This is a genomic window from Hyphomonas adhaerens MHS-3, assembly GCF_000685235.1.
Lineage (GTDB): Bacteria > Pseudomonadota > Alphaproteobacteria > Caulobacterales > Hyphomonadaceae > Hyphomonas > Hyphomonas adhaerens.
In genome coordinates, this window is sequence record NZ_ARYH01000004.1 from 1 (window position 1) to 22,984 (window position 22,984).

Annotated in this window: 23 protein-coding genes; 9 read left to right on the forward strand and 14 right to left on the reverse strand. The window is 62.6% G+C overall.

Features of this window, described 5'->3' with window-relative positions; all coding sequences use genetic code 11:
• The 7 genes from HAD_RS16495 to HAD_RS16525 form a co-directional block, all read left to right on the forward strand.
• Positions 1–871, forward strand: an 871-nt coding sequence (locus HAD_RS16495) for an alpha/beta hydrolase (RefSeq protein ID WP_035573784.1), incomplete at its 5' end; no start/stop codon positions are given.
• Positions 872–939: 68 nt separating this feature from the next.
• Positions 940–1,614 (forward strand): response regulator, encoded by a 675-nt coding sequence (locus tag HAD_RS16500; protein WP_035573785.1) that lies wholly within the window; start codon positions 940–942, stop codon positions 1,612–1,614.
• Positions 1,611–2,615, forward strand: a complete 1,005-nt coding sequence (locus HAD_RS16505; protein ID WP_035573786.1) for a sensor histidine kinase — start codon at positions 1,611–1,613, stop codon at positions 2,613–2,615. The genes HAD_RS16500 and HAD_RS16505 overlap by 4 nt, the downstream gene beginning before the upstream one ends.
• Before the next feature lie 130 nt (positions 2,616–2,745).
• Positions 2,746–3,801: an efflux RND transporter periplasmic adaptor subunit gene (locus tag HAD_RS16510; RefSeq protein ID WP_035573787.1), complete on the forward strand. Its 1,056-nt coding sequence runs from the start codon at positions 2,746–2,748 to the stop codon at positions 3,799–3,801.
• Between the two features lie 5 nt (positions 3,802–3,806).
• Entirely contained in the window at positions 3,807–6,917 is a 3,111-nt protein-coding gene (locus tag HAD_RS16515; protein WP_035573788.1) for an efflux RND transporter permease subunit, read from the forward strand.
• Complete coding sequence (locus tag HAD_RS16520) at positions 6,893–7,204, forward strand: DUF3240 family protein (RefSeq protein WP_035573789.1); 312 nt, start codon at positions 6,893–6,895, stop codon at positions 7,202–7,204. Before HAD_RS16515 ends, HAD_RS16520 begins: the two co-directional genes overlap by 25 nt.
• Complete coding sequence (locus HAD_RS16525; RefSeq protein WP_035573790.1) at positions 7,201–8,430, forward strand: TolC family protein; 1,230 nt, start codon at positions 7,201–7,203, stop codon at positions 8,428–8,430. Before HAD_RS16520 ends, HAD_RS16525 begins: the two co-directional genes overlap by 4 nt.
• 70 nt (positions 8,431–8,500) lie before the next feature.
• On the opposite strand, the gene HAD_RS16530 is transcribed toward HAD_RS16525, so the two are convergent.
• The 3 genes from HAD_RS16530 to HAD_RS16540 all read right to left on the reverse strand — a co-directional run bounded on the left by HAD_RS16530 (position 8,501) and on the right by HAD_RS16540 (position 12,005).
• On the reverse strand, positions 8,501–9,100 hold the full coding sequence (locus HAD_RS16530; protein ID WP_035573791.1) for a hypothetical protein: 600 nt from the start codon (positions 9,098–9,100) through the stop codon (positions 8,501–8,503).
• A 123-nt stretch (positions 9,101–9,223) separates the two neighbouring features.
• On the reverse strand, positions 9,224–10,126 hold the full coding sequence (locus HAD_RS16535; protein ID WP_035573792.1) for a phosphatidylserine decarboxylase: 903 nt from the start codon (positions 10,124–10,126) through the stop codon (positions 9,224–9,226).
• Between the two features lie 43 nt (positions 10,127–10,169).
• Positions 10,170–12,005 carry an ABCB family ABC transporter ATP-binding protein/permease gene (locus tag HAD_RS16540; protein WP_035573793.1) on the reverse strand — a complete coding sequence of 612 codons (1,836 nt, stop codon included), beginning with the start codon at positions 12,003–12,005 and terminating at the stop codon, positions 10,170–10,172.
• 143 nt (positions 12,006–12,148) lie between these two features.
• Here HAD_RS16540 and HAD_RS16545 point away from each other — a divergent pair, with 143 nt between their 5' ends.
• A complete protein-coding gene (locus HAD_RS16545; protein WP_035573794.1) occupies positions 12,149–12,712 on the forward strand; it encodes an LOG family protein in 564 nt (187 codons plus the stop codon).
• A 16-nt stretch (positions 12,713–12,728) separates the two neighbouring features.
• Here HAD_RS16545 and secF read toward each other — a convergent pair whose 3' ends face one another.
• The 10 genes from secF to HAD_RS16595 form a co-directional block, all read right to left on the reverse strand.
• The gene (gene secF, locus HAD_RS16550; RefSeq protein ID WP_035573796.1) at positions 12,729–13,721 is read right to left on the reverse strand and encodes a protein translocase subunit SecF; all 993 of its coding nucleotides are present in this window, start codon (positions 13,719–13,721) and stop codon (positions 12,729–12,731) included.
• A 16-nt stretch (positions 13,722–13,737) separates the two neighbouring features.
• Entirely contained in the window at positions 13,738–15,342 is a 1,605-nt protein-coding gene (gene secD / locus HAD_RS16555; RefSeq protein ID WP_035573797.1) for a protein translocase subunit SecD, read from the reverse strand.
• A 52-nt stretch (positions 15,343–15,394) separates the two neighbouring features.
• Positions 15,395–15,766: a preprotein translocase subunit YajC gene (yajC, locus tag HAD_RS16560; protein WP_051596415.1), complete on the reverse strand. Its 372-nt coding sequence runs from the start codon at positions 15,764–15,766 to the stop codon at positions 15,395–15,397.
• Positions 15,767–15,858: 92 nt separating this feature from the next.
• The gene (locus tag HAD_RS16565) at positions 15,859–16,512 is read right to left on the reverse strand and encodes a class I SAM-dependent methyltransferase (RefSeq protein WP_035573799.1); all 654 of its coding nucleotides are present in this window, start codon (positions 16,510–16,512) and stop codon (positions 15,859–15,861) included.
• Positions 16,500–17,261, reverse strand: a complete 762-nt coding sequence (gene surE, locus HAD_RS16570) for a 5'/3'-nucleotidase SurE (protein ID WP_035573801.1) — start codon at positions 17,259–17,261, stop codon at positions 16,500–16,502. Before surE ends, HAD_RS16565 begins: the two co-directional genes overlap by 13 nt.
• Positions 17,258–18,538, reverse strand: a complete 1,281-nt coding sequence (serS, locus tag HAD_RS16575) for a serine--tRNA ligase (RefSeq protein WP_035573803.1) — start codon at positions 18,536–18,538, stop codon at positions 17,258–17,260. Before serS ends, surE begins: the two co-directional genes overlap by 4 nt.
• A gap of 46 nt (positions 18,539–18,584) precedes the next feature.
• Entirely contained in the window at positions 18,585–19,739 is a 1,155-nt protein-coding gene (locus HAD_RS16580) for an NYN domain-containing protein (RefSeq protein WP_035573805.1), read from the reverse strand.
• An 87-nt stretch (positions 19,740–19,826) separates the two neighbouring features.
• Positions 19,827–20,651, reverse strand: coding sequence for a twin-arginine translocase subunit TatC (tatC, locus tag HAD_RS16585; protein ID WP_051596416.1), 825 nt, complete (start codon positions 20,649–20,651; stop codon positions 19,827–19,829).
• Positions 20,648–21,112, reverse strand: a complete 465-nt coding sequence (gene tatB / locus HAD_RS16590) for a Sec-independent protein translocase protein TatB (RefSeq protein ID WP_051596417.1) — start codon at positions 21,110–21,112, stop codon at positions 20,648–20,650. The genes tatC and tatB overlap by 4 nt, the downstream gene beginning before the upstream one ends.
• Before the next feature lie 22 nt (positions 21,113–21,134).
• Positions 21,135–21,350 carry a twin-arginine translocase TatA/TatE family subunit gene (locus HAD_RS16595; RefSeq protein ID WP_035573808.1) on the reverse strand — a complete coding sequence of 72 codons (216 nt, stop codon included), beginning with the start codon at positions 21,348–21,350 and terminating at the stop codon, positions 21,135–21,137.
• Between the two features lie 84 nt (positions 21,351–21,434).
• Between HAD_RS16595 and xth the strand changes: the two genes are divergently transcribed.
• Entirely contained in the window at positions 21,435–22,211 is a 777-nt protein-coding gene (gene xth, locus HAD_RS16600) for an exodeoxyribonuclease III (protein WP_035573810.1), read from the forward strand.
• On the opposite strand, the gene HAD_RS16605 is transcribed toward xth, so the two are convergent.
• Positions 22,208–22,984, reverse strand: a complete 777-nt coding sequence (locus tag HAD_RS16605) for a hypothetical protein (RefSeq protein WP_156942319.1) — start codon at positions 22,982–22,984, stop codon at positions 22,208–22,210. The genes xth and HAD_RS16605 overlap by 4 nt on opposite strands.

The window sequence follows — 22,984 nt, forward strand, 5'->3', positions numbered from 1 at the left end:
ACCGCCGCCACCACCACCGGCTGTCCCAACCAGCCAAACCGATGTGGTTTATGGGAGCGGCCTCCTGGCCAGCGGGTCGAAGTCCCTTCTTCTTGACGTTTATCAGTCCGGCGATGCATGTACCGCGGCCCGGCCGCTCGTCGTTCTTGTCCATGGCGGCGGATTTGAGGATGGAACGAAACAATCGGCGCCATGGCCTTCGATTGCCTCCGACCTGAGTGGCCAGGGCTATGTCGCCATTTCCATCGACTACAGGCTGGCGGGCGATAATCCCGTTCCGTCAGCAGAATTCTATCCAGTCCGGGACGCCATCCTGAATGCCGGCGTCAGCCCCATCATTTCGAACAATCAGACGGACCAGGCGAACATCATCACCAGTTCGATCGAGGACACGACGAAGGCGCTGCGCTGGATCGAGGACAACAGCGCTGACTTGTGCGTGGACATGTCCCGTTTCGCCATTTGGGGGGGATCTGCGGGATCGGTCATCGGCCTCCACATCAGCTACGGCCTGGACGAATATTCAATCTACGCGCCCAAGCCGGAGGTGATGATCGATTACTGGGGACGCTTTATCTATAGTGGCCTGATGGATGCTGGCGAACCGCCCCTTTTGATCCTGCATGGCGACCAGGATGATGTTGTGGACTATTCCTTCGCCCAGGCCATCCAAACTGAAGCCGACTCCAACAGTATATCCTACGCTTTTTATACCGTATCCGGAGCGCGCCACAGCTTCGGCGAAATTCCGATCAACAGTCTCACCATAGATGGCAAGACGCTGCTGCAGATCACTTACGACTTTATCGATGCACACCTGCAGGCGGGGACACCGGTATATGAAACGAGAACTGTGCCGCTAAACAACTGACGCAACCGGTCAGGACGGCGTCAGCTTTTGCTGATAGGATCCGAGAAAATCCCGGACTCCACGAACACATGCGAACGCTGATCATCGAAGACAATCACGAACTGGCCAGCCTGCTGGCGGAGCGGCTCGGCGCGCGCGGTATCGACAGTGATATCGCTGGCGGCATTGCTGAAGCGGACGATCACATGGCTGTTGGGCAGTTCGACGTGATCATGCTGGACCTCGGCCTGCCCGATGGCGATGGCATTGACTGGCTGCGCAGCCTACCTGCCGATCGTCCGCCCGTCCTGATTCTGTCGGCGCGCAGTACGCTGGATGATCGCGTCACAGGGCTGGACACAGGCGCGGACGATTATCTGGTCAAACCCGCCGAAATCGATGAAATCGCCGCTCGCCTGCGCGCCCTGATCCGCCGTCCCGGCCGCCGCGACCCTGTCGTCCTGACGGTGGGCGACGTCACGTTCGACACGACGACCCGGCAGGCAGAGCTTTCCGGCCGCCCGCTCGCGATCGGCCGGAAAGAAGCAGACTTCCTTGAAATCCTTTTGCGGAATGCAGGCAAGGTCGTCCCTCGCGAGCGGATTGAAGGTGCGCTGTACAGCGCCGCAGATCCGGTGACGCCGAATGCGCTGGAGGCCGTGGCGTCCCGCCTGCGCCGCCGGTTCGCCGAAGTGGGGGAAGACGACATCCTCCACACCGTCCGCGGCGTGGGCTATCTGTTCGGAAACCGGAGAGTGTCATGAACTCCATCGCTGGCAGATTGCTTCGTGGCCTGTTGATCTCAAGCTTGGTTGGCGGCGCCGTGCTGACCATCATGGTCATCTATGAATACGGCCTTCTCAGCGCGAACCCGCCCCCGCTCTGGAAAACGGTCCGCGAGATCACCGAACACGTGCTTGTGCCCTTCGGCGTCTTCCTCCTGCTCTTCGGCACCGGCGCGCTGCTGGTGGTGCGCCGCGTAGAGGGGCAATTGAAAGGAATCGCCGGCGATGTCCGGCAAGCCGCTCAGGAACTCCGCAGTTATCAGACGCCTCCCGACGCGCTGCCCAGAGAACTGACCCCCTTTACGGAAGCGGTGAATGAACTCACCAGCCGGTTGGCAGCCCATGCGCGGCGGCAGGAGGCCTTTGCGGCCGACGCGGCACATGAGCTCAAGACCCCGCTCTCGATCCTCGCGCTGTCCCTCGACAAACTGCCAGCGGAAGACGCTGCGCCTTTGCGGGCCCAGATCCGTGCTCTGTCAGACATGGTCGACCAGCTTCTGCTGCTGGCCCGCAGCAACGCGCCCGACACGGCACAGCGCCGGAGCCTGATTGAGCCTGATGCCCTCGCGCGCCGCATTGTGGCTGAACTCGCGCCTGCCGCGATCCAGGCCGGACGTGAATTGTCGGTGGAATCCGATCATCCGGCCCCTTTCCGGGGATTGGAGGAGGCGGTCGCCGCATCCCTCCGGACTTTGATCGTCAACGCCCTGCGCGCCGCGCCGGAAGGCAGTGAAGTGATTGTCCGCGCGGGCCCCGGTGCGAACCTCGCCGTGATCGACGGCGGACAGGGCCTGACACCGGACGAGCTGGACAAACTTAAAGCGCGCGGCATCCGGGCAGATCGCGCGCCGGGCGGAGAAGCCGGCCTCGGCCTCGCAATTGCGGACCGGATTGCCGATTCCCATGGCGGTGAACTGGTCACTTGCCAGCCGGCATATTCCGGACTTGCCCTTCGCTTCCCCGCCGCACGCCCTGCCTGATCTTTCAGCAAACTGTCACTGACATTATCGCATGCCACGCATGCAGATGCTCAATTCCTTGTCAGGATGGCGTCAGTGAGACCTGTCAGAACGTCGTCATGGACAGAAACCACGACACGGCGAGAAGACGATGGTGAATTGGGTATTGCGCACAGCGCTGGCGATAACTTCTCTGGCAATTTTAGGCGAACCGGCACTTTCCCAGACGGTTGAAGTGTCCGCCGCAAGCCGGAAAGCGCTTGGCATATCGACGGCCCCCGTTCGCGCAGAAAGCGCGATCGAAGGCACAAGGACGTTCGGAACGGTCATTACGCCGCCCGGCAACTCAACGCCGGTCGCCAGCCCGTTTGAAGCGGTTATTCTCGAGACGCTGGTAATCCCCGGCATGCAGGTGAAAGCTGGAGACCCGGTCGCCCTACTCTACAGCCCCGACTACGAAACGGCCCGCGCGGAACTCGAATCCCAGCGCATCATGGCCGAACATATGGACCACCTGCTCGAACGCGCCCTGGAACTTCGCGAGCTTGGCCTGCGCTCGGCGCAGGAAGCAGATGAAGCCGAGCATGACTCGAAAACAGCCCACCTAAACCTCGCTGCGTATCAGCGGCGCCTGAGCGCCGTTCGCAGCACCGGAGAGGCTGGCCGGTTCAAACTCGTTGCCCCCGCCTCCGGCACGGTCGCCAGCGTGTCTGTCGACGCCGGGGAAGCGGTTGGCATGTCCGAACCTTTCCTCTCCATTTTTGACGGCAAACGGTACTGGCTGGACGTCGCCTTGCCTGAGCGTGTGGCGAACACCTTCTCCATCGGTTCGACGGTGTCACTGGCAGGCTCTGCCGGAAAAGGCACCGTTGTGGCGATCGACCCGACCGTCGATGCGCGTCTGCAGTCAGTCCGGATAAAGATTGAACTTCCATCCTCGACCTCCTGGCGCCTCGGCCAACTGGTCAATCTCTCACTCGATGCGGCCGGCCAGGAAAACAATCTCATCATTCCCGCGCAGGCGATCGTCCGTATCAACGGCGTTGACTGTGTCTTTATTGATACCGGCAGCGGCTTCCGCCGCGCGGAAGTCAGCGTGCTGACCCGCAGCCGGGAAGATGCCGTATTGAGTGGTGGCGTCTCATCCGGCGACCAGGTTGCGGTCTCCGGCCTCGCTGCCCTCAAAAACCTTGCTGAAGGAGTCTGAGGACCGTGTTGGATCGCCTTGTCTCTTTCTCGCTGACACAGCGGATCTTCATCCTCGGTGCAGCCCTCCTTCTGGCAGTCTCCGGTCTGTATGCGTCGGCAAAGCTGCCGATCGACGCCTTTCCCGAGATTGCTCCGACCCAGGTCAAGATCATTCTCAAAGCGCCCGGCATGACGCCGGAAGAGGTCGAATCCCGTGTGGTCCGGCCGCTGGAAATGGAACTGCTGGGCATTCCCGACCAGACCATGATGCGCGCCAAGGCGAAGTATGCGATCGCTGACGTGACCATCGACTTCAAGGAAGGCACGGACATCTATTGGGCCCGCCAGCAGGTATCCGAACGCCTGACCGCGGTGAGCGGCGACTTCCCAGAAACCGTTTCCGGAGGTCTCGCACCGATTTCCACTGCCTTGTCGGAAGTCTTCATGTTCACCATCGAGAGCGATGACCTCTCGCTGGAAGAACGCCGGTCCCTGCTCGACTGGGTCATCCGCCCGGCCCTGCGTACATTGCCCGGCGTTGCTGACGTCAACGCGCTTGGAGGCCGGGTTCGGACATTCAACATCGCACCGGATGAAGCCGCCATGGCGATGGCCGGGATCAGTCTGGACGACATCCGCACTGTACTCCAAAACAACAATCGCAATGACGGTGCTGGCCGGATGTCCGAAGGAGAGGAGGCGCTCGTCGTCCGCTCCATCGGCGCAACCGAAAACGAGGACGACATCGGCGCACTCGTCGTTCGTGAAATGGACGGGCAAGTGCTTCGCCTCCGCGACATCGCAACGGTCCAGCTGGACAGCCTGACGCGCTATGGATCCGTTACCCGCGATGGCGAGGGTGAAGCCGTTGAAGGGATCGTCGTCGCCCTCCGAGGCGCGGATGCCCGGACGGTCGTCAAAGGCGTTGAAGACAAGCTCGCCGAACTCCAGAGCAGCCTGCCGGAAGGCGTCTCGATCGAAGTCTTCTACAACCGGTCTGACCTCATTGAAAAAGCCGTCTGGACCGTCACCGAAGCCTTGCTGATCGCTGTGGCTCTTGTGATCGCCCTCCTGATTGTTTTCCTCGGAGACTGGCGCGCGGCCCTGGTCGTGACGCTGATCCTGCCTGCCTCTGCGCTGGCAACATTCCTCCTGATGAAACTGTTCGGCCTGTCGGCCAATCTGATGAGCCTTGGGGGTCTCGCGATCGCCATCGGGATGATTGTCGACGGCGCGATTGTCGTCACCGAAAATGCGGTCGAGCGCCTGAATGAAAACCCTCAGGCAAGCAAGCTGCACGTGATCTACCGCGCAGCTTCCGAGGTCGCGCTTCCAACAGCCGCGGGCATCTTTATCATCTGCCTGGTCTTCGTCCCGCTACTCACTTTGCAGGGACTGGAAGGCAAGCTGTTTGCCCCGGTGGCGCTGGCGATCGTGTTCGCCCTCGGATCTGCCCTTCTGCTGGCCTGCACGCTGATCCCGGTCCTCGCATCTTTCCTGCTCAAATCCTCGGGGGCACATGAAACCTTCCTGATGCGGGTCCTCACCCCGGCCTATCGCAGCATGCTGAACCGCGTCCTGAACATGCCGGTGATCGTTTATGCGGTGGCCGCCATCAGCGTGGTGTTTGCCGCCTTCGCCTACACCGCAACGGGCAAAACCTTCATGCCCACGATGAATGAAGGCTCGGTGGTGATGCAGCTGGCCGCGCTTCCTTCCATCAACCTCAACCAGAGCGAAGCCGACGCCATGCGCGCCCAGGCAGCGATCATTGAGAACGTCCCGGAAGTTGAGCACATCATCGGCCGCATCGGCTCTGATGAGCTTGGACTCGACCCGATGGGCCTCAATGAATCCGACATGTTCCTGGAACTGGCCCCGCGCGAAGAATGGCGTGGTCCGGATACGGAATGGCTTGTGGGTGAAGTCCGCAGTGTCATGGAAAGCTTTGTTGGGATCGAATCTTCCTTCACCCAGCCAATCGAAATGCGTGTCTCCGAGATGCTGACCGGTTCACGGGGCGATCTGGCCGTAAAGATCTTCGGCCCGGACTCCAACGAATTGGCCGATCTGGCTGGCCGTGTGGAGCAAGCCATCGCAACCGTTCCCGGGGCTTCGGATGTCTTTACCGCCTCCAATGATGTATCCGAATATCTCCAGGTGGAAATCGACCCGGTCCGGGCGGGCCGGCTGGGGCTGGACGTCATCACCATCCAGGACGAACTCCGTTCGCGGCTGGAAGGCGTCGTGGCCGGTGAAGTGATCGAGCCGGGCCGGCGTACGCCCATTGTCATTCGCAAGGATCAGACGAAAGGCACCGCCGCCTACGACTTTGGAAACCTGTTGATCGTGAACCCGGCCGGGGAAATGGTGCGCCTCTCCGATGTCGCAACCGTATCCCGCGTTGCCGGGCTGGCGTCGGTTGCCCGGGAGAATGGCTCTCGCTACGCCGTCGTGCAGGCCTTCGTTTCGGGACGCGACCTGGTTGGCTTCGTGGCCGATGCGCAGGCCGCCGTCGATGCAATGGGCCCGCTCCCGGCTGGCTACACGCTTGAGTTCGGCGGCGAGTTCGAAAACCAGCGCCGCGCGTCGGCCCGCCTGTCCCTGATGGTCCCGCTGTCGCTTGCCCTGATCTTCGTCGTCCTGTTCGGCACACTAAGGTCCACGCGGCAGGCAATCCTGATCCTCGTGAACATACCGTTTGCGCTGGTCGGCGGTATCATCGCGCTCAGCCTGTCCGGCGAATATCTTTCGGTTCCGGCATCGGTTGGCTTTATCGCGCTCCTCGGCATCGCGGTTCTCAACGGACTGGTTCTGGTCACCTGCTTCAACGACCTGCGTGCGCTTGGGCTCGATACGGAGCAGGCCGTCCGGCAGGGATCGGAACGCCGCCTGCGTCCCGTCCTGATGACCGCTGCGACAGCGGCTCTCGGGCTCGTCCCGCTCCTGTTCGCCCACGGCCCCGGTTCTGAACTCCAGCGTCCGCTGGCGATCGTTGTGGTCGGCGGTCTCGTCTCATCTACCATTCTGACACTGTTCCTTATGCCGGTGCTTTACCGCCGCTTCGGTGTCGACCGCACGCCTTCCGGTGTGCCGCAAGGAGAGGTCCAATGGATACGCCCCTACGCAAACTGACCCTCGTCTGCCCTAAAAGCATCGAGCCGACCCTGCTCGATACGCTGGACGGACTGGATCCACCCCTGCCGGGCTATACCAGCCAGGACGGTCTCGGCCGCGGCAGCTCGATGGATCTCGCCTCGACGGCGGAGAAGGTGAAAGGCGCAATGAAAATTTTCACTGTGCTGATGGTTCTGCCGGAAAACGCCATCCCGCTCGTGCTGGAAGCTGTTCGCCAGGCCTGCCCACGCCGCCAGATCTCATACTGGATCGAACCCGTACTCGATTTTGGACGCCTCCAATGAAACTTCCCCTTCTCGCTGCCGCACTTCTTGGTTCTCTTTTCCTGGCCCTGCCCGCTGCCGGCCAGACCGATCCGGTCGTAGATCTGATGGAGCAGTCCATCCGGACGAGCCCGTCTTTCCGGTCTGCCCGGGCGGATATCGACAGGGCGAGCGCCTCGGCCAACCGGATCGCGTCGGGCCCTTATGAGTTCGAGGTGAATGCCAGCGGTGGCCAGCGCAAGATCGACGACCCGCTCGCTGCTGAAAACCGGTACACGGAATGGTCTGCCGGAATTTCCCGCACCGTGCGCCTTCCGGGCAAGCGGCAGGTGGACACCAATCTCGCCCGGCTGGAGATCGACCTTGCCGGAACCGGACTCGATCAGTCCCTGTTTAACGAGCGCCAGAAGTTCGCGACCCTGTGGAGCACATGGCGGCGGGCGGACCTGCTGTCGGAATCCTCCGCGTCCCAGGCTGCCGAGGCGTTGCGGATTGCAGAGCTGCAGCAGATCGCTGTGGACAAGGGCGCCGAGCGCCAGATCCGCGCGGATCAGCTGGCTGCGGAGGCCGGGCTGCTGCAGCTGCAGGCCGAGCAGGACCGGACAGCCACCCAGGTTGCTCGCGCGGCCCTTGTTGCCCGCTATCCCGACATCGTCTTTCCGGAGCGGACCACACCGCTTGATGTCTCCGACGAGATGATCACCCCACTCTTCGAGACCGATATCGAGAATACGCCGGCCTATCGCCGCGCTGGCCTGGTTGCCGAACAGGCCCGGCTGAAAGCCCAGCGGGCCAGGATGGAGAAGCGACCGGACCCCACTTTCGGCCTCGACTTCGGCAACGAGTTTGGCGGGTCCGAGACCAGCGTCATGGCCCGGGTCAGCATTCCCATCGGCGGGTCGGCCCGCCAGGCCTATGCGCGGGAAATGTCTGCCAGCGCTACGGTCGCCGAACTCGACCGCGTCACCGCCCAGCGGGAAGCCTTCCAGGCGGTCCAGTCGGCGCGGCAATCCATTGGCGCAGCCATGACACTTTACGAGAAATCCCTCGAAACGGCCGAGTCCTCCCGGAAGATCCTTGAGACGATCCAGAAGGGCTATGAGTATGGTGAGATCACCATCACCGAGTTCCTCAACGGCCGCCGGGCCTATATCTCGGCCCAGCGCATGGTGGCGGAACAACGCGCAAGGCTGGAAGGCGATGTGCTGCACCTGCTGGCGCTGACGGGCGGTCCGAAAGCGGAATAAGCATATCGCCCAGCACGTCCGCCCGGACACGCCTATGGCGCTCCGGCGAATCTCCTGATTGTTGAGAAACTCAGCTCGTGTCGGCGGCTGGCCAGTCGCGCAGCGCTTCGATCAGCTGCACAGTCAGCCCGCCGGAAACGATGCCGAGCGCGGCGGGCATGGCGTGCGTCCTGGGGATGGGCACAATGTAGGGCCGGGCTTCGCCTTCGGCTTTCCAACGCTGGATCGTGCGCGCGAGACAATTCGCCCGGCGCTTGTGATGTTTCAGCGTGTCGAGCATCGCCTCCCAGCGGGCGATCAGCGGCGCGGCGGGGACAGGGCCGCGCGTCGGCACGGTGATCGGGCCGTGGAGAAAATCCGGCGCTTCACCTGCAGGCACAGGCAAGACGGAAAAGACCACCTTGCGCGCTTCCGGTTCGCCGTCAGCTTTCTCGAAATAATTGCTTCCCGGACGCGGTTTCACCGGGGCCAGCTCCACCTGCAGCGCCATCAGGAAGATCAGACGGCGGAGCAGAACGGCCAACCGCTTCAGCTCTGCCGAGACGCGGCGCTTCAGCGTTTTCGGGATCAGTTCCGGATGTTTGAACAGGTCCGCATTCACGCCAGCTTCGGCCACGGCGCGGGCAATCGTGTAATAAGCGTGAGTCAGGAAACCGGTGGGATGTGTCATGCCGGGAAGCCTGGCATGAGGGATTATCGGGCGGATACGGTGTGGCCCTCACCTCCCACACGCGTTGGAAACGCACAGCGAAGCTGTGTCAGAGGTGAAGGATAAGCCCCGATCTGTCCCCGCTCAATCGCCCTCTTCGGACCGGCGGGCGGCTTCGCGGAGGCGGGCGAACAGGACAGCGGGGTCTTCTTCGGAGACTTCCGCTTCATCCGGGGAGACGTATTGCTCGTCATCCTCGTCCTCTTCCGCAATCACGGGTTCGAACGGGTCTTCCTCCGCAACACCGGCGGCGGCTTCACGCTGGACTTCGAACGCCTCTTCGATCTCGTCGTCATCCACTTCCCCTGCATCGGAGCGCAGGCGGCCGATGACGGTCTCGCCGCCGACAAGCGTCTGGCCAGGCCAGATGAGCTGGCCGGAACTGGCCGGGATGTAGAGGTCGCACCAGCCGCCAAGGCGGCGTGTCCCGCAGGGCTTGCCGAGGCGGGCAATGTCGCCCGCATTCACGTCGATCTCGATCCGCGGGCCGAACCCGCCGGACGCAAGGCGGATGCCGACCTGCTGGCCATGGCTTTCAAAGCACATCCACGCCCGGGCGAGGCCTTCATCATCCGCCCGCATGGCGATGGGGATGGAGGAATCGCCTTCTTCGAGCGTGACGTGTTCCAGGCTGCCGGAGATCGGCGTGTAGACCTTGTTGGTGGAAACAGGCGCCGACGAGATGCGGACGCGCGTGACCACCGGGCTGTGCAGCCGCAGTTCGGGCGGCGCTTCGACCTGATTGACCGACACGACGATGCCGTCGCACGGCGCGACGATCCCGCTGGCAAGCTCTGGCGGCGTCCGCTGCGACCAGCGAGTGGCCAGCAAGGTGGCGATGAAAGCAATGAAGCCCAGCCAGAACAGCGGCGCCCAGAGCCAGCCGAGCAGCAAGGCCCCCAGAAATACGGCGAAGGCCACGACAATGCCTTCAATGTCGAAGCCGCCATTCAGCCAGGGCGTGGACTTGTGGTCCAGATCATCCATGATTCAGCACGCTTTCTGTTTCGATCCCGACTTTTCAGGGCCCTTATTCGGCCGCGAGTTTGAGATTCGCACTGCGGGCCTGTCTTTCCCACATATCAGCATATTTCCCGTGCTTTGACAGCAGGGTTGCGTGATCTCCGCGCTCGATTACCTGCCCGGCTTCCAGCACGAGGATTTCGTCGGCCGACTTCACCGTGGACAGCCGGTGGGCCACCATCAGCGTGGTGCGGCCCTGAGAGGCCTCGTCGAGGGCTTCCTGAACGGCCTGTTCGGTGGCGCTGTCGAGGGCCGAGGTTGCCTCATCCAGCACGAGAATGGCCGGGTCGGAGAGAATGACGCGGGCGATTCCGACGCGCTGCTTCTCCCCGCCAGAGAGTTTCAGGCCGCGTTCCCCAACGCGGGTTTCCCAGCCCTCGGGCAGGCTTTCGATGAATTCCAGCAGCTGCGCCCGGCGGGCGGCGTTGCGGACGTCCTCATCCGATGCGTCCGGCCGTGCATAGGCAATGTTGTGCCGGATCGTGTCGTTGAAGAGGACCACATCCTGCGGCACGAGGCCGAGGGCACGGCGCAGGGATTCCTGCGTCAGGTCGCGGACGTCATGGCCGTCGACCAGGACCCGGCCGGACTCCACGTCATAGAAACGGAAGAGGAGCTTCAGCAGCGTCGACTTGCCGGCGCCAGACGTGCCGACAAAGGCGATCTTCTTGCCGGGCGCCAGCTCGAAACTGACATCCTGTACGCCGACGGCGCGGCCTTCATGGCTGAACGACACGTTCTCGAAGGCAACGCTGCCGACCGGATGGGCAAGCTCCAGTGCGTCTGGCGCGTCGGTGATCTCGGGCTTCATGCCGAGCAGGCCGTAGAGCTTCTCGAGGTCCACCGCGCCCTGCTTGATCTCCCGCCAGGCCCAGCCGAGGATGTTCAGCGGGGCATAGAGCGACAGCATCATCAGCATCACGGCCGTCAGGTCGCCGATCTCCATCTTGCCGTGGATGACGTTCCAGGCCGACAGGACCAGCACGGCGGCCAGGCCGCCATTCATCACCAATGCCTGCGTGGCATTCAGGATGTACATGGACCGCACGGTCTCGACATAGTGGTGGTTGTAATTGGCCATCGCCTTGCCGAAGCGGGACGTCTCGCGGCGCTCTGCAGCGAAGGATTTCACCGTCTCGAAATTGGTGAGGATATCGACCGACGTGGCGCGGAAATGCGTGTCCGCCTCGTTCATCTTCCGGCGCTGGCGCACGCGCCACTCAGTGATGATGACCGTGACCACGACATAGATGGCGATGGTGCCAACCGCGATCAGCGAGAGCTTGTAGTCATAGGCGACGCCCAGCGCGACCGAGGCCAGGATCAGGCGCACAAAGGTGGGCCCGATATTGAAGGCGAGGAAGCGGATCAGATAGTCGATGGCGCTGGCGCCGCGCTCGATCACACGGTTCAGGGCGCCCGTGCGGCGGGTCTGGTGGAAGTTCAGCGACAGGAGCTGCGCATGGCCGAAGGCGTCGACGCTGGCGACGCGCTGGGCGTCCTGGCTGACCGGCGAGAACAGCCAGTCGCGCAGCTGGGGCATCGCCCCGGCCGCAAAGCGTACACCGATCCCGAAGGCGAGCCAGATGGCTGCCGTGCCGAAAGCAGCCGGGGCGCCGCCTGCCGGAGCAACCTGGTTGATGGCATGGCCGACGACCAGCGGAGAGACGACCTCCAGCACGGACGCGCCGAGCGTCAGCAGGACCGCGATCGCAATGACAGGGCGCCATTTCGACAGTTCCGGCCGCCAGAGCAGCTTCAGAATGCGCACAATGGACGGGCCGAGGCCGCCATCGGCGCTTTCGATCGTGTCGTGGTTCGGGCTGGTGTGTGGAGGACTCATTCCCCGGGATATGGGGCCGTTTGAGCCCACAGGGAACCCGGAAGCGCCGCTTTGGGCCTGAAATGGCCTGAATTTCGCGCTAGCGCGGGCTGATGGCGCCCCATATGAGGGGAAGAATGAGAAAAACCAATGAGGGTCAGGGGATGTCGAATTTACGGTCAGTCTGCGTGTATTGCGGCGCGTCGGGCGAAGTGCGTCCGGACTATATCGCGCTGGCCGAACAGCTGGGCCGGGAACTCGCCAAGCGGGATATCCGGCTGGTCTATGGCGGCGGCGGCGTCGGCCTGATGGGCGCCTGCGCCCGCGCTGCGCATGAATCGGCCGGCGACGTGCTGGGCATCATGCCCCGCTTCCTGCTGGAGAAGGAACGCATGTACCAGGATGTGGAGCACCGCATCGTCGAAGACATGCACACCCGCAAGCAGATGATGTTCGACGAGGCCGATGCGTTCATTGTGCTGCCGGGCGGCATCGGCACGCTGGAAGAGGCGGTGGAGATCCTCTCCTGGGCGCGTCTCGGCCTGCACGCCAAGCCGATGGCCTTCCTGGACGAGGACGGCTTCTGGGCGCCCTTCTTCGAGCTGATGAGCCACATCATCGACGGCAAGTTCACGCCGGAAAGCTTCCGCGCTGCGCTGGTCCACAGCGACACGCCGGAAAAGGCGATCGACGCCCTGTGCGAACGGATCGTGATGCTGGGCCAGTAAGGCCCGGGGGCCTGCGTCAGACGCCGGTGAAGCCCTGAACTTCCTCAACCGTCTTCTTGGTGAAGTCCATGCCGAGCGACAGGACGAGCGCCGAAGCGATGAAGATTGACGAATAGGTCCCGATAAAGATACCGAAGATCAGCGCGAAGCTCATGCCCTGCAGCACGGGGCCACCGAGGAAATAGATCGCGAACAGCGAGATCAGCGTGGTGCCTGAGGTCAGCAAGGTGCGCGACAGCGTGACGTTCAGCGACAGGTCGATGACTTCGCGGTCGGGCATCTTCTTGTACTTGCGGCGGTCTTCCCGGATGCGGTCGAACACGACGACCGTGTCGTTCATGGAATAACCGATGATCGTCAGCAGCGCCGCGATGGAGGTCAGGTTGAACTCGATCTTCAGCAAGGCAAACATGCCGAGCGTGATGATCACGTCGTGCGCCAGCGCCGCAATGGCACCGACAGAGAACTGCCATTGGAAGCGGAACCAGATATAGACGAGCATCATGGCCAGCGCGACGACCAGCGCGGTGATCCCGTCCGTAAACAGCTCCTGCGAGACTTTCGGGCCGACCGAGTCGTTGCGCAGGAAATCCCCGTTCTCGACGCTCAGATTGAACTCTTTCGACAGGGTCTCGACGATCAGCTCGTTGGTGGCGCCGGAGGCGCGCTCCGCCTTCTGGTCTTCTGACAATGACTTGAAGTCTTCGCCCAGCAAGTCCGGCGGGGCTTCCCCGAATTTGACCACCACAATCTCGCGCCCGTCCGTACCGCGGGCACTGTTGACCTCGGCATTGATCGGCATCGCGGCGCGAACCGCCGGCACGGTGACCGTGTCGGTCTTCGCCAGTTCCATGACGGTACCGCCGGCGAAGTCGACGCCGAAATTGAGGCCGCGCGTTCCGAGCAGGAACGCCGAGGCGGCAATCAGGACCATGGAAAAGAGCGCCCCTGCGACCCGCAGGCTCATGAAGGGGATTTTTGTCCGGTCGGGCCAGTATCTGATCAGCATTGCGTCTCTCCTGCCCCTAGATTCCGAACCGCTTGGGTTTCATCAGTTTCATGTATCCGACCGTGATCATCCGGGTGACGACATAGGCCGTGAACACCGAGGTCACGATACCGATCGACAGGGTCACGGCGAACCCTTTCACCGGGCCTGAGCCCAGCAGGTACAGGATAGAAGCCGCGATCAGCGTGGTGATGTTGGCATCCATGATGGTCGAGAGGGCGCGTTCATATCCGGCCTGCGTCGCCGTCCATGGCGACCGGCCTTCCCCCTGTTCTTCCCGGATCCGTTCGAACACCAGCACGTTGGCATCCACCGCCATACCGATGGTCAGGATGATACCGGCGATACCCGGCAGGGTCAGCGTGGCCCCGACGCCGGACAGGCCTGCAAAGATCAGGACGATGTTGCAGGACAGCGACAGCACGGCGAAGAAGCCGAGCGTGCCGTAGATCAGCATCATGAAGACGGCGACCGCCGCAAGGCCGATCAGCGCCGCGGTGTAACCGGCATTGATCGAATCCTGCCCGAGGGTCGGGCTGACGGTCCGTTGATCGAGGAACTGAAGCTTGGCCGGCATCTCACCTGCCTCGATGATGGCGGCCAGGTCGATCGCTTCCTGCTGGGTGAAGTTACCTGTGATGCGGACGTTGCCGCCGGGAATCGGCTCGTTGATGTTCGGCGCCGACATGACATGGTCGTCCAGCACGATGGCAAACCGTTTGCCGGTGTTCTTGCTGGTCGTTTCATAGAACTTCCGCGCCCCGTTGCCGTTCAGGCGGAACGTGATCTGCGGGCGGTTCTGCTCGTCAAAGCCTTGCGCAGCATTGGCGATGTCGGAGCCAACAATTTCAGGAATATTCTTGACCAGAAGCGGCCCCGTCTCGTCACCCGTCAGCAGGCGGTAGCCGGGCTTCACAGCACCCGCCTGCGCTGCCTGGACGGCCGCAGGGCTGGCATCGACCAGGTTGAAGGTCATCCGGCCATCGCGGTTCAGCAGGTCCTTGATGCGCTGCGGGTCCGGCTCACCCGGTGCTTCCAGGATGATGCGGCTGTTGCCCTGCGGCGTGATCGAGATTTCAGACACGCCTTCCGGGTCGATGCGGCGGCGCACGATGGTCATCGTCTTGCTCAGCGCATCCTTCAGCAGCGATTCCTCGGCGGCCTGCGGCACGGTGATGGTGATCGTGTCCTTGCCGGAAATCCGCATGTCGTACATCTGCGCGCCGCCGATAACGCCGCCAACGGGGCCGTTCAGCTTCTCAAGGCGCTTCAGCGCGTCCCCGGTGCGGAAATTCCCATCGGCATCCGGGCGGGTCAGCCGTACGACCAGTTGCGTGCCCTTCACTTCCGGCAGGTTGAAGATCCGGTCGGATTGCGGCGTGGTCAGCGTGGAGGAGACATCGCGGGACAGGACGTCCAGCCGGTTGGCCACCACCTCATCCGCCTGGATTTCCATCATCAGGTAGACGCCGCCCTGCAGGTCCAGCCCCAGATTGACGCCCTTCTTCGGCATCCAGCCCGGCGCGCCGGACATGTTCACCACATTCGGAAGCGCCAGGATGACGCCCCACACAAGAACCAGGAAAATCAGGCCTAACTTCCAGGGTGGAAACTGAAGCATGTGGGAATCCTTGAATGGCCGCGCCGGTGGGCGCCGGGCTCAGTCGTTGGGCCTAGTCGTTTGCGGCGACCGGCTCGGCTTTGCCGCGCACCTCGATCACCATGGTCTTGATCACGCGAACCTTCACGTTTTCACCCAGGTCGAGGGAGACTTCGTCATCGAACACCTTGTTCACCTTGCCGACGAGGCCGCCGGAGGTGACGACCGTGTCGCCCCGCTTGAGCGCGGTCAGCATGGACGAATGCTTCTTGGCGCGCTGCTGCTGCGGCCGGATCAGCAGGAAGTAGAAGATGGCAACCAGACCGATCGGCATGATCAGCAATTCGAACATGCCGCCGCCCGGACGGCCGCCTGCTTCCTGGGCAGCTGCCGGAAGCGCTGACAGGGCAGCCCCGATAAGCATCGCAACGTGCTTGTTCGTCATGATTTTCCTCTCTAAAGGCCCCAAAAAAGATACGCCCCTATAGCTGTGGCCGCGGGGATTGGCAAACAAGGGCTGCAGGCGCGAAGTCGCAGTCAAAGCGCCTGTGCGGGGCCTTCGCGCAACAGGGGCAGCGCATGCCGGAAGCCCAGCCGCTCGCGTTCCCCATTCTCGTGCAGGCGCATCAGCACCTGCCCGTCCGGCGCCGCCACAGGCGCGACAAGCAGGCCGCCCTTTCCCAACTGGCCGAGCAGCGCATCCGGAATGTCTTCCACGGCCCCGGCGAGCAGGATCCGGTCGTACGGGCCCCGTTCCGGCCAGCCCAGCAAGCCGTCGCCGCAGCGCACCGCCAGGTTGGACAGTTCGAGGTCCAGGATCCGGCGCCGGATCGCCCCGGTCAGCGCGTTGAATCGCTCAACCGCGAACACGTCAGCGGCCAGCTGAGCCAGCAGCGCCGCCGTGTAGCCGGAGCCCGCCCCGATCAACAGGACACGGGATTCATTGCCTTTTTCCAGGTCGAGCGCCTGAATGAGCTGGCCCGTGGTCACGGGGCGCGGAATGATCTGCCCGCACGGGATCGGCACCATGGCATTCTCGAAAGCGAGATTTGTCAGCTCCGGGTCGTCGATGAAAGCGGCGCGGTCGATGGTTTCCATGGCCCGCAGCACACCATCATCGGTCACGCCCTCCTGCCGCAGGTGGAGGACGAGCCGGGCGGCTCGGAAAGGATCGGCGATCAGGCCTGCCATGACTCCCGGAGCTTTTGGAGGAACGCCTCGTGCGTCAAGTCCACATGTAGCGGAGACACCGAAACATAGCCCTCATAGATCGCTCTCAGGTCAGTTCCTTCGTCCGGCTTCGACAATTTGCCCTTGTAGCCGATCCAGTAATAGTCGTTGCCGCGCAGGTCTTCCCGCCGGTCGGTGTGGATGATCGACTCATCACGGAAGCCCTGGCGGGTGATCTGGATGCCGCGGACATCTTCCGGCTCAACGTCCGGGAAGTTCACATTCATCACCACGTCGTCCGGCCAGCCCATGTCGATCAGCGGGCGCAGCGTTTTGGCGCCCCAGGTCCGCGCCGTGTCCCATGGCAGCGACCCGCGCTCGCGGAAATTCTGGGACTGGCTCACCGCGATGGATGGAATGCCCAGCTGCATCCCGAACATGGCCGCGGCGATGGTGCCGGAAAAACTCGTATCCTCGGCGATGTTCTGGCCGCGATTGACGCCGGACAGGACGAGGTCAGGCTTGTCGGGCATCAGGTCATGCGTTGCCAGCAGCACACAGTCAGACGGCGTGCCGGTGATCGCGAAGGCGCGGGCGCCGACCTTGCGGGTGCGCACCGGATGTGTCAGCGAGATCGCGCGGCCCTTGCCGGACTGCTCCTCCTCCGGCGCGGCGATCCAGATATCGTCCGACAGCTCCCTGGCGATCTCCTCCAGCACCGACAGGCCGGGGGCGTTGATGCCGTCATCGTTTGTGAGGAGGATTCTCACGCGATCACCTCAAGCCCGCCCATATAGGGCCGCAGGGCTTCGGGCACGGTGATGGAGCCGTCTTCGTTCTGGTAGTTCTCGATCACGGCGACCAGCGTGCGGCCGACAGCGAGGCCGGAGCCGTTAAGCGTGTGCACGAATTCCGGCTTGGCGCCGGCTTCCGGGCGATAGCGCGCATCCATGCGGCGGGCCTGGAAGTCCCCGCAATAGGAGCAGGAGCTGATTTCGCGATAGGTGTTCTGTGACGGCAGCCAGACTTCGAGGTCATAGGTCTTGCGCGCCCCGGCGCCCATGTCGCCCGTGCAGAGCAGCATACGGCGGAACGGCAGGTCGAGCCGCTTCAGCACAGCCTCGGCGCAGGTCGTCATGCGCTCCAGCTCCGCCAGCCCCTCTTCCTCATTCGCGACCACCGAAACCAGTTCCACCTTGTTGAACTGGTGCAGCCGGATCATGCCCTTCGTATCGCGCCCTGCACTGCCCGCTTCCGACCGGAAGCACGGCGTGTGTGCGGTGAAGCGGCGCGGCAGGTAGGATGCTTCGATGATCGTCTCACGGACGATGTTCGTGAGGGGGACTTCCGCGGTGGGGATGAGCCAATGGTCGGCCGTCGTCTTGAAAAGGTCTTCCGAGAATTTGGGCAACTGCCCGGTGCCGACCAGCGCCTGGTCTTTAACCAGGAATGGCGGTGAGCATTCCGTGTACCCATGTTCGAGGGTCTGCAGGTCCAGCATGAACGAGGCGAGTGCCCGTTCCATGCGGGCAAGCTTGCCGGAGAGCAGCACGAAACGCGCGCCGCTCATCTTCGCCGCCGTCTCAAAATCCATCATGCCGAGGGCTTCGCCGAGGTCGGCATGGTCTTTCGGACCGTTCAGCCGCTTCGGATCGCCCCAGCGATGCTGTTCGACGTTTGCTTCTTCGTCCTCGCCTTCCGGCACATCGTCCAGCGGCAGGTTCGGCAGGCCGTAGAGCAGCTCGTTCAGCTCCTTGCGGGCGGCCTCTTCCTGCTCGGCGCAGGCCTCGATCGTTTCCTTCGCGTCGGCCACCACTTTGCGCAGGCGCTCGAACTCCGCCTCATCGCCGGAGGCTTTCGCCTTGCCGATCAGCTTGGACGTTTCATTGCGCAGCTTTTCGGCTTCCTGCTTGTCGGTCAGGGCCGTACGCAGGGCCGCGTCGTGGCGGTGAATATCGTCCACCGCATCGCCAAGCCCCGGCTTGCGCCGGTTCCAGGCCTTGCGGAAGGCTTCGGGATTCTCGCGGATCGCGCGGAGGTCAAACATCGGATCGGGCCTTTGATGACTTTAGGGTCTTCTACAGCCCCTGCCTCTAATCCGCTGCGGCGGATGCGTCCACTCGCGTTTCCGCCGCAGACGGCTTTTCGTCCTGTTTGTTGGCGGGTTTGTCGGCAGAGCCGTCGATCACTTTTTCCGGCGCTTTGCCATTGGTTTTCCCGTCAACTGGTTGCGGGGCCGCCTCTGATGCTTCGTCCGGGACATTCCTGGACGGTTTCTTCGGCGGCGGGCCGAGCGGCGACGGCACACCGACCATGCGCCCGCGCCGTCCACGCGGCCCGCGGACGCGGCACACGATCCGCACCGTCTTGTCGGCCAGTTCGGTGACTTCGATGTCCGGGTTTTCCTGCGACAGCTTGCGCATCAGGGTTTTGAAATTCTTCTGCCCCAGCCAGGGTTTGATCCGGTTGCCATACTTTGTCTGGAAGCCTTCGACGCCCTCCAGCGCGCGGATCACCTTGTTCCGCGGCAGCGGCTGGTCCGGCGTCCGGGCGCCGAGCTGCATCACGATCTCCGCGGCGAGGCGAATTTGCTGCACCGCGCCCGGCGTGCCGTTTGCCTTTTCCACACGCACGGCGTCGCGCACCTTCTTCATCAGGGGCGAGCGCCGTTCCGCCTGTTGGCGCAGCGGGGCGATGACCGGTGGATCAGAGCGCAGCCTGTACCATTTGCGGGGCGCGCGCTCGTAATCGAAGGCCGCCTTCAGCGCACCGATATGGATCACGCCATCGGCATGTTCGGAATAGAGCTGGTAGGTCGGGTCCGTTTCCTTGCCGGCGGTCACGACACGCAAGCCGGCCAGCTGCAGCCGGTTCACCACGGGCACGAAATCGGAATCGGTGGTCAGGATGACCATTTCGTCGATGCCGCGCATCGTGTGGCGCAGCTCGATCGCATCCATGGTGATGACGATATCGGCCGAGGACTTGCCCGAGGCGATCTTTGTCTTGGCATGGGCCCGGCAGTCAAACGTGTCGAATCCTGCGGCCTTGAAGGCTTCCCGGTGAACATCATACTGGCTGTTCCAGTAGACGCGCTTGGAAACAAACTTCCGGCGTTGTCCCTTCTCCGACAAGGCACCATCGGCCAGCCACAGAAGCCAGTTTGGCAACGTGTCGACCATGGCCATGCCCGTGGCAGCGAAAATATTGTCGAAATCCACGAGCAGTACGCTCTTCAGGCGCGCCACGGTCTACTCCTTGCTTCTCAAGGCCAGGCTCGAATGCAGGGTTCTACATCCGGGCGGTCATTTCAACAGCGGCCGACAGCGCAGCGGTCATTCCGCGGCGGAAGTCGCCTCCCGCTCGGCTTCTTTCTTCTCAATCATCTTCACGCTCAAGATGCCGATCTCATAGAGAAGCAACACGGGCGCCGCCAGAAGGATCTGTGAGATCATGTCCGGCGGGGTAAACAGGGCGGAAAACCCGAGAATGCCGACAACTGCGAATTTACGGCCTTTGGACAGTCCTTCGGAGCTGACCACGCCAATCTTGCCCAGCAAGGTGAGGACGAGCGGCAGCTGGAAGGAAATGCCGAAGGCCAGCATCAGCGCCATCACAAGGGACAGATAGTCCGCCACCCTGGGCAGCATCGTGATGTTGGCGACTTCGCTGTCGGTCAGTTCCATTCCCACGGTGAAGCGGGCCAGCATGGGCAGCATGATATAGTAGACAAAGGCCGCCCCGGTCGAAAACAGGATCGGCGCCAGAACCAGGTACGGCCAGAACGCGCCGCGCTCATTCTTGTAGAGACCGGGCGCGACGAACGCATAAACCTGCCAGGCGATAAAAGGGAATGCCACGAAGATGCCTGCAAACACGGCCAGCTTCAGCTTGGCGAAGAAGAACTCCATCGGCGCGGTGTAGATGAAGTCCAGCTTCGTACCGCGGATCTCCTGCGCCATGCGGGCGAAGGGGTTCAGAAGAAATTCGTAGATGTCCTGGGCAAAGAAGAAACAGCCGATCGTCGCGACAGACAGGGCCAGCAGGCTCCAGATCAGGCGGGAGCGCAGCTCTGTCAGGTGTTCCAGCAGCGGCGCGCGGGAGGTCTCAACCTCGTCCACGATTTCCGGCTGTTCGTCTTCCGGGGGCGTATGGGTCATGCCGTATCCCCCTTCGGTTCAGCTGCGGGGCCTGTGTCTGGCTCTGAGTCTGGCCCGGATTTCGGCCCAGATTCCAGCTTGGCGTCCGGCCCGGCTTCCAGTTCGGATTTAGCCTCAGGCGTTTCCGGCGAGGTCTGCTGTGCCAGCTTGTCTGCCGCTTCCGAGCGGGACTCGGCCATGACGGCAGAGTTCACGTCCTTCTCATAGTCGGACAGGTCGTTCGTCGCCTGTTTCAGGGAATTGGACAATTTGAGGTCCTCGATTTCCTTGCGCAGGTCGTCGAGTTCGCTTTGCCGGGCAATATCATCGAAGGCAGCCTGAAATTCGCGCGCCATGGCGCGGCCCTTGCCCACAAACTGGCCAAGGCGGCGCATCATCATTGGCAGGTCCTTGGGCCCGACAATAATCAGGGCCGCAACGGCCAGCACCATTAATTCGGTAAAACCGATTCCGGGCAGCATGGGGTGCGCCCTCCGTCAGGGTTCAGGACGAAGCCTTGGTCTCGTCCTTCTGGGGCGTGACATCGACCATGTCTTCCTTGTCGACGGCCTTCGGATCGTCTTCATCCTTGAGGCCTTTGCGGAAGGCGCCGATGCCTTTGGCCATGTCGGTCATGATACCGGAAATCCGGCCCCGTCCGCCAAACAGCAGTAGCGCGACGATCACAACGATCAGCATTTGAATCCAGCTGGGGGCCATGCCGGGTGTCTCCTTGAAGTTTCTGCAAGTATAAGCGCCGTGACTGTCTGGAACAATGGGGCGAAGCTGCTTAAAGGTCAGCTCATGCGTATTGCCACTTGGAACGTCAATTCGATCAAAGCGCGCTTCCCCACTGTGCAGGAAGTGCTGCAGAACATCGATTGTGATGTCGTCTGCCTTCAGGAACTGAAGTGCGAGACAGATGCCTTCCCATACATGGAACTGGAAGAAGCGGGCTGGAACTGCGCCGTTCTGGGCCAGAAAAGCTATAATGGCGTCGCCATTCTCTCGAAATATCCGCTCGAGGATGTGACGAAAGGCCTCCCCACCATGGAGGACGACCAGGCCCGTTTCGTCGAAGCGCTGGTCCTGGCCGACCGGCCCGTGCGCGTCGGCGGGCTCTATCTGCCGAATGGCAACCCGGCGCCGGGCCCGAAATTCGACTACAAGCTCGAATGGATGGCGTGCTTGCTGGACCACGCGCGGGAGCAGCTGAAGGCCGAGGAGCCTTATGTTCTCTGCGGCGACTACAACACGATCCCCACGGCGGTAGATTGCTGGGACGAGACCAAATGGGCGGACGACGCCCTCGCCCTGCCCGAAACGCGCGAAGCCTTCCGCCGGATCACGAACCTCGGCATGGCTGATGCCTTCGAAATCACCGACGGTCGCGCCCACCAGTACACATTCTGGGACTATCAGGGCGGCGCCTTCCAGAAGGACCACGGCATTCGGATCGACCATTTGCTGGTCTCCCCGCAGGCGGCAGACAGGCTCCAGTCCGTCGAAATCTACCGCAAGGCCCGCAGCCTGGAGAAGCCGTCAGACCATGTGCCCGTGATCGGCGTGTTTGAGGACTAGTTCACCGAGCCGTAGGTTGCACCGGCGTCCTGGAAGTAAGCGCGCCAGAAGCCTTTTACGTCTGCGACCGGCAGATCATAGATCTGGCGTGGCACGACGCGGGCGACGACGTCGACGCCTTCCAGTTTGGGCTTCGTCTTGGCCAGTTCCGATTCCAGATAGGCGTCATAGTCGGCGCCCATCTTGTAGAAGGAGAAGCCGCCGGAATGCTGCATCAGGTCTGACACCATTACGACGCGGCGCCCGGCCTGTTGCGGCTGGAAGTCTGCCCGGTCGGAGATGGAATAGATCGCCTCGCTGAGCGGAGAGCTTGGCTGCTCCTTGTCCATCAGCGCTTCTTCCACCGTGCCGACCAGGGGCTGGTAGAATTTGTTCTGCCAGGCCTGTTCGATCATCTTCGGATTCTGCGTGATCGGGTTGGCGGCAGCGGCACTGCCCGGAGAGCAGGACGTATACAGAACTTTCGGATTGTACGGCTCGGCTGCGTTCGGGACCATGACGCTCAGCTTGCCGTATTTCGGCAGGGCGCGGGCTTCATCGTTCACCAGCTCGCGCACCCAGTCCATGTCGTTCGGATTGAACGGATCCGACTGGTCGATCAGGAGGATCGTATGCGCCGGGTCCTTGCGGTCCACCCGGCAGTTGTTCTCCGGCATCACGGCAGGCGGCTGGCTGAAAGCAACCAGTGCGAACAGGCCGAACACGCCGGCCAGCATGGCACCAATGGTACCGCGCCAGAACCAGGGACCTCGAGTACTCCTGCGTCTTGCCAT

Coding starts and splice junctions, on each gene's coding strand:
- HAD_RS16500 (WP_035573785.1), top strand. CDS start 940: ATGCGAACGCTGATCATCGAAGACAATCACGAACTGGCCAGCCTGCTG.
- HAD_RS16505 (WP_035573786.1), top strand. CDS start 1,611: ATGAACTCCATCGCTGGCAGATTGCTTCGTGGCCTGTTGATCTCAAGC.
- HAD_RS16510 (WP_035573787.1), top strand. CDS start 2,746: ATGGTGAATTGGGTATTGCGCACAGCGCTGGCGATAACTTCTCTGGCA.
- HAD_RS16520 (WP_035573789.1), top strand. CDS start 6,893: ATGGATACGCCCCTACGCAAACTGACCCTCGTCTGCCCTAAAAGCATC.
- HAD_RS16525 (WP_035573790.1), top strand. CDS start 7,201: ATGAAACTTCCCCTTCTCGCTGCCGCACTTCTTGGTTCTCTTTTCCTG.
- HAD_RS16530 (WP_035573791.1), bottom strand. CDS start 9,100: ATGACACATCCCACCGGTTTCCTGACTCACGCTTATTACACGATTGCC.
- HAD_RS16535 (WP_035573792.1), bottom strand. CDS start 10,126: ATGGATGATCTGGACCACAAGTCCACGCCCTGGCTGAATGGCGGCTTC.
- HAD_RS16540 (WP_035573793.1), bottom strand. CDS start 12,005: ATGAGTCCTCCACACACCAGCCCGAACCACGACACGATCGAAAGCGCC.
- HAD_RS16545 (WP_035573794.1), top strand. CDS start 12,149: ATGTCGAATTTACGGTCAGTCTGCGTGTATTGCGGCGCGTCGGGCGAA.
- secF (WP_035573796.1), bottom strand. CDS start 13,721: ATGCTGATCAGATACTGGCCCGACCGGACAAAAATCCCCTTCATGAGC.
- secD (WP_035573797.1), bottom strand. CDS start 15,342: ATGCTTCAGTTTCCACCCTGGAAGTTAGGCCTGATTTTCCTGGTTCTT.
- yajC (WP_051596415.1), bottom strand. CDS start 15,766: ATGACGAACAAGCACGTTGCGATGCTTATCGGGGCTGCCCTGTCAGCG.
- HAD_RS16565 (WP_035573799.1), bottom strand. CDS start 16,512: ATGGCAGGCCTGATCGCCGATCCTTTCCGAGCCGCCCGGCTCGTCCTC.
- serS (WP_035573803.1), bottom strand. CDS start 18,538: ATGTTTGACCTCCGCGCGATCCGCGAGAATCCCGAAGCCTTCCGCAAG.
- tatC (WP_051596416.1), bottom strand. CDS start 20,651: ATGACCCATACGCCCCCGGAAGACGAACAGCCGGAAATCGTGGACGAG.
- tatB (WP_051596417.1), bottom strand. CDS start 21,112: ATGCTGCCCGGAATCGGTTTTACCGAATTAATGGTGCTGGCCGTTGCG.
- HAD_RS16595 (WP_035573808.1), bottom strand. CDS start 21,350: ATGGCCCCCAGCTGGATTCAAATGCTGATCGTTGTGATCGTCGCGCTA.
- xth (WP_035573810.1), top strand. CDS start 21,435: ATGCGTATTGCCACTTGGAACGTCAATTCGATCAAAGCGCGCTTCCCC.
- HAD_RS16605 (WP_156942319.1), bottom strand. CDS start 22,984: ATGGCAAGACGCAGGAGTACTCGAGGTCCCTGGTTCTGGCGCGGTACC.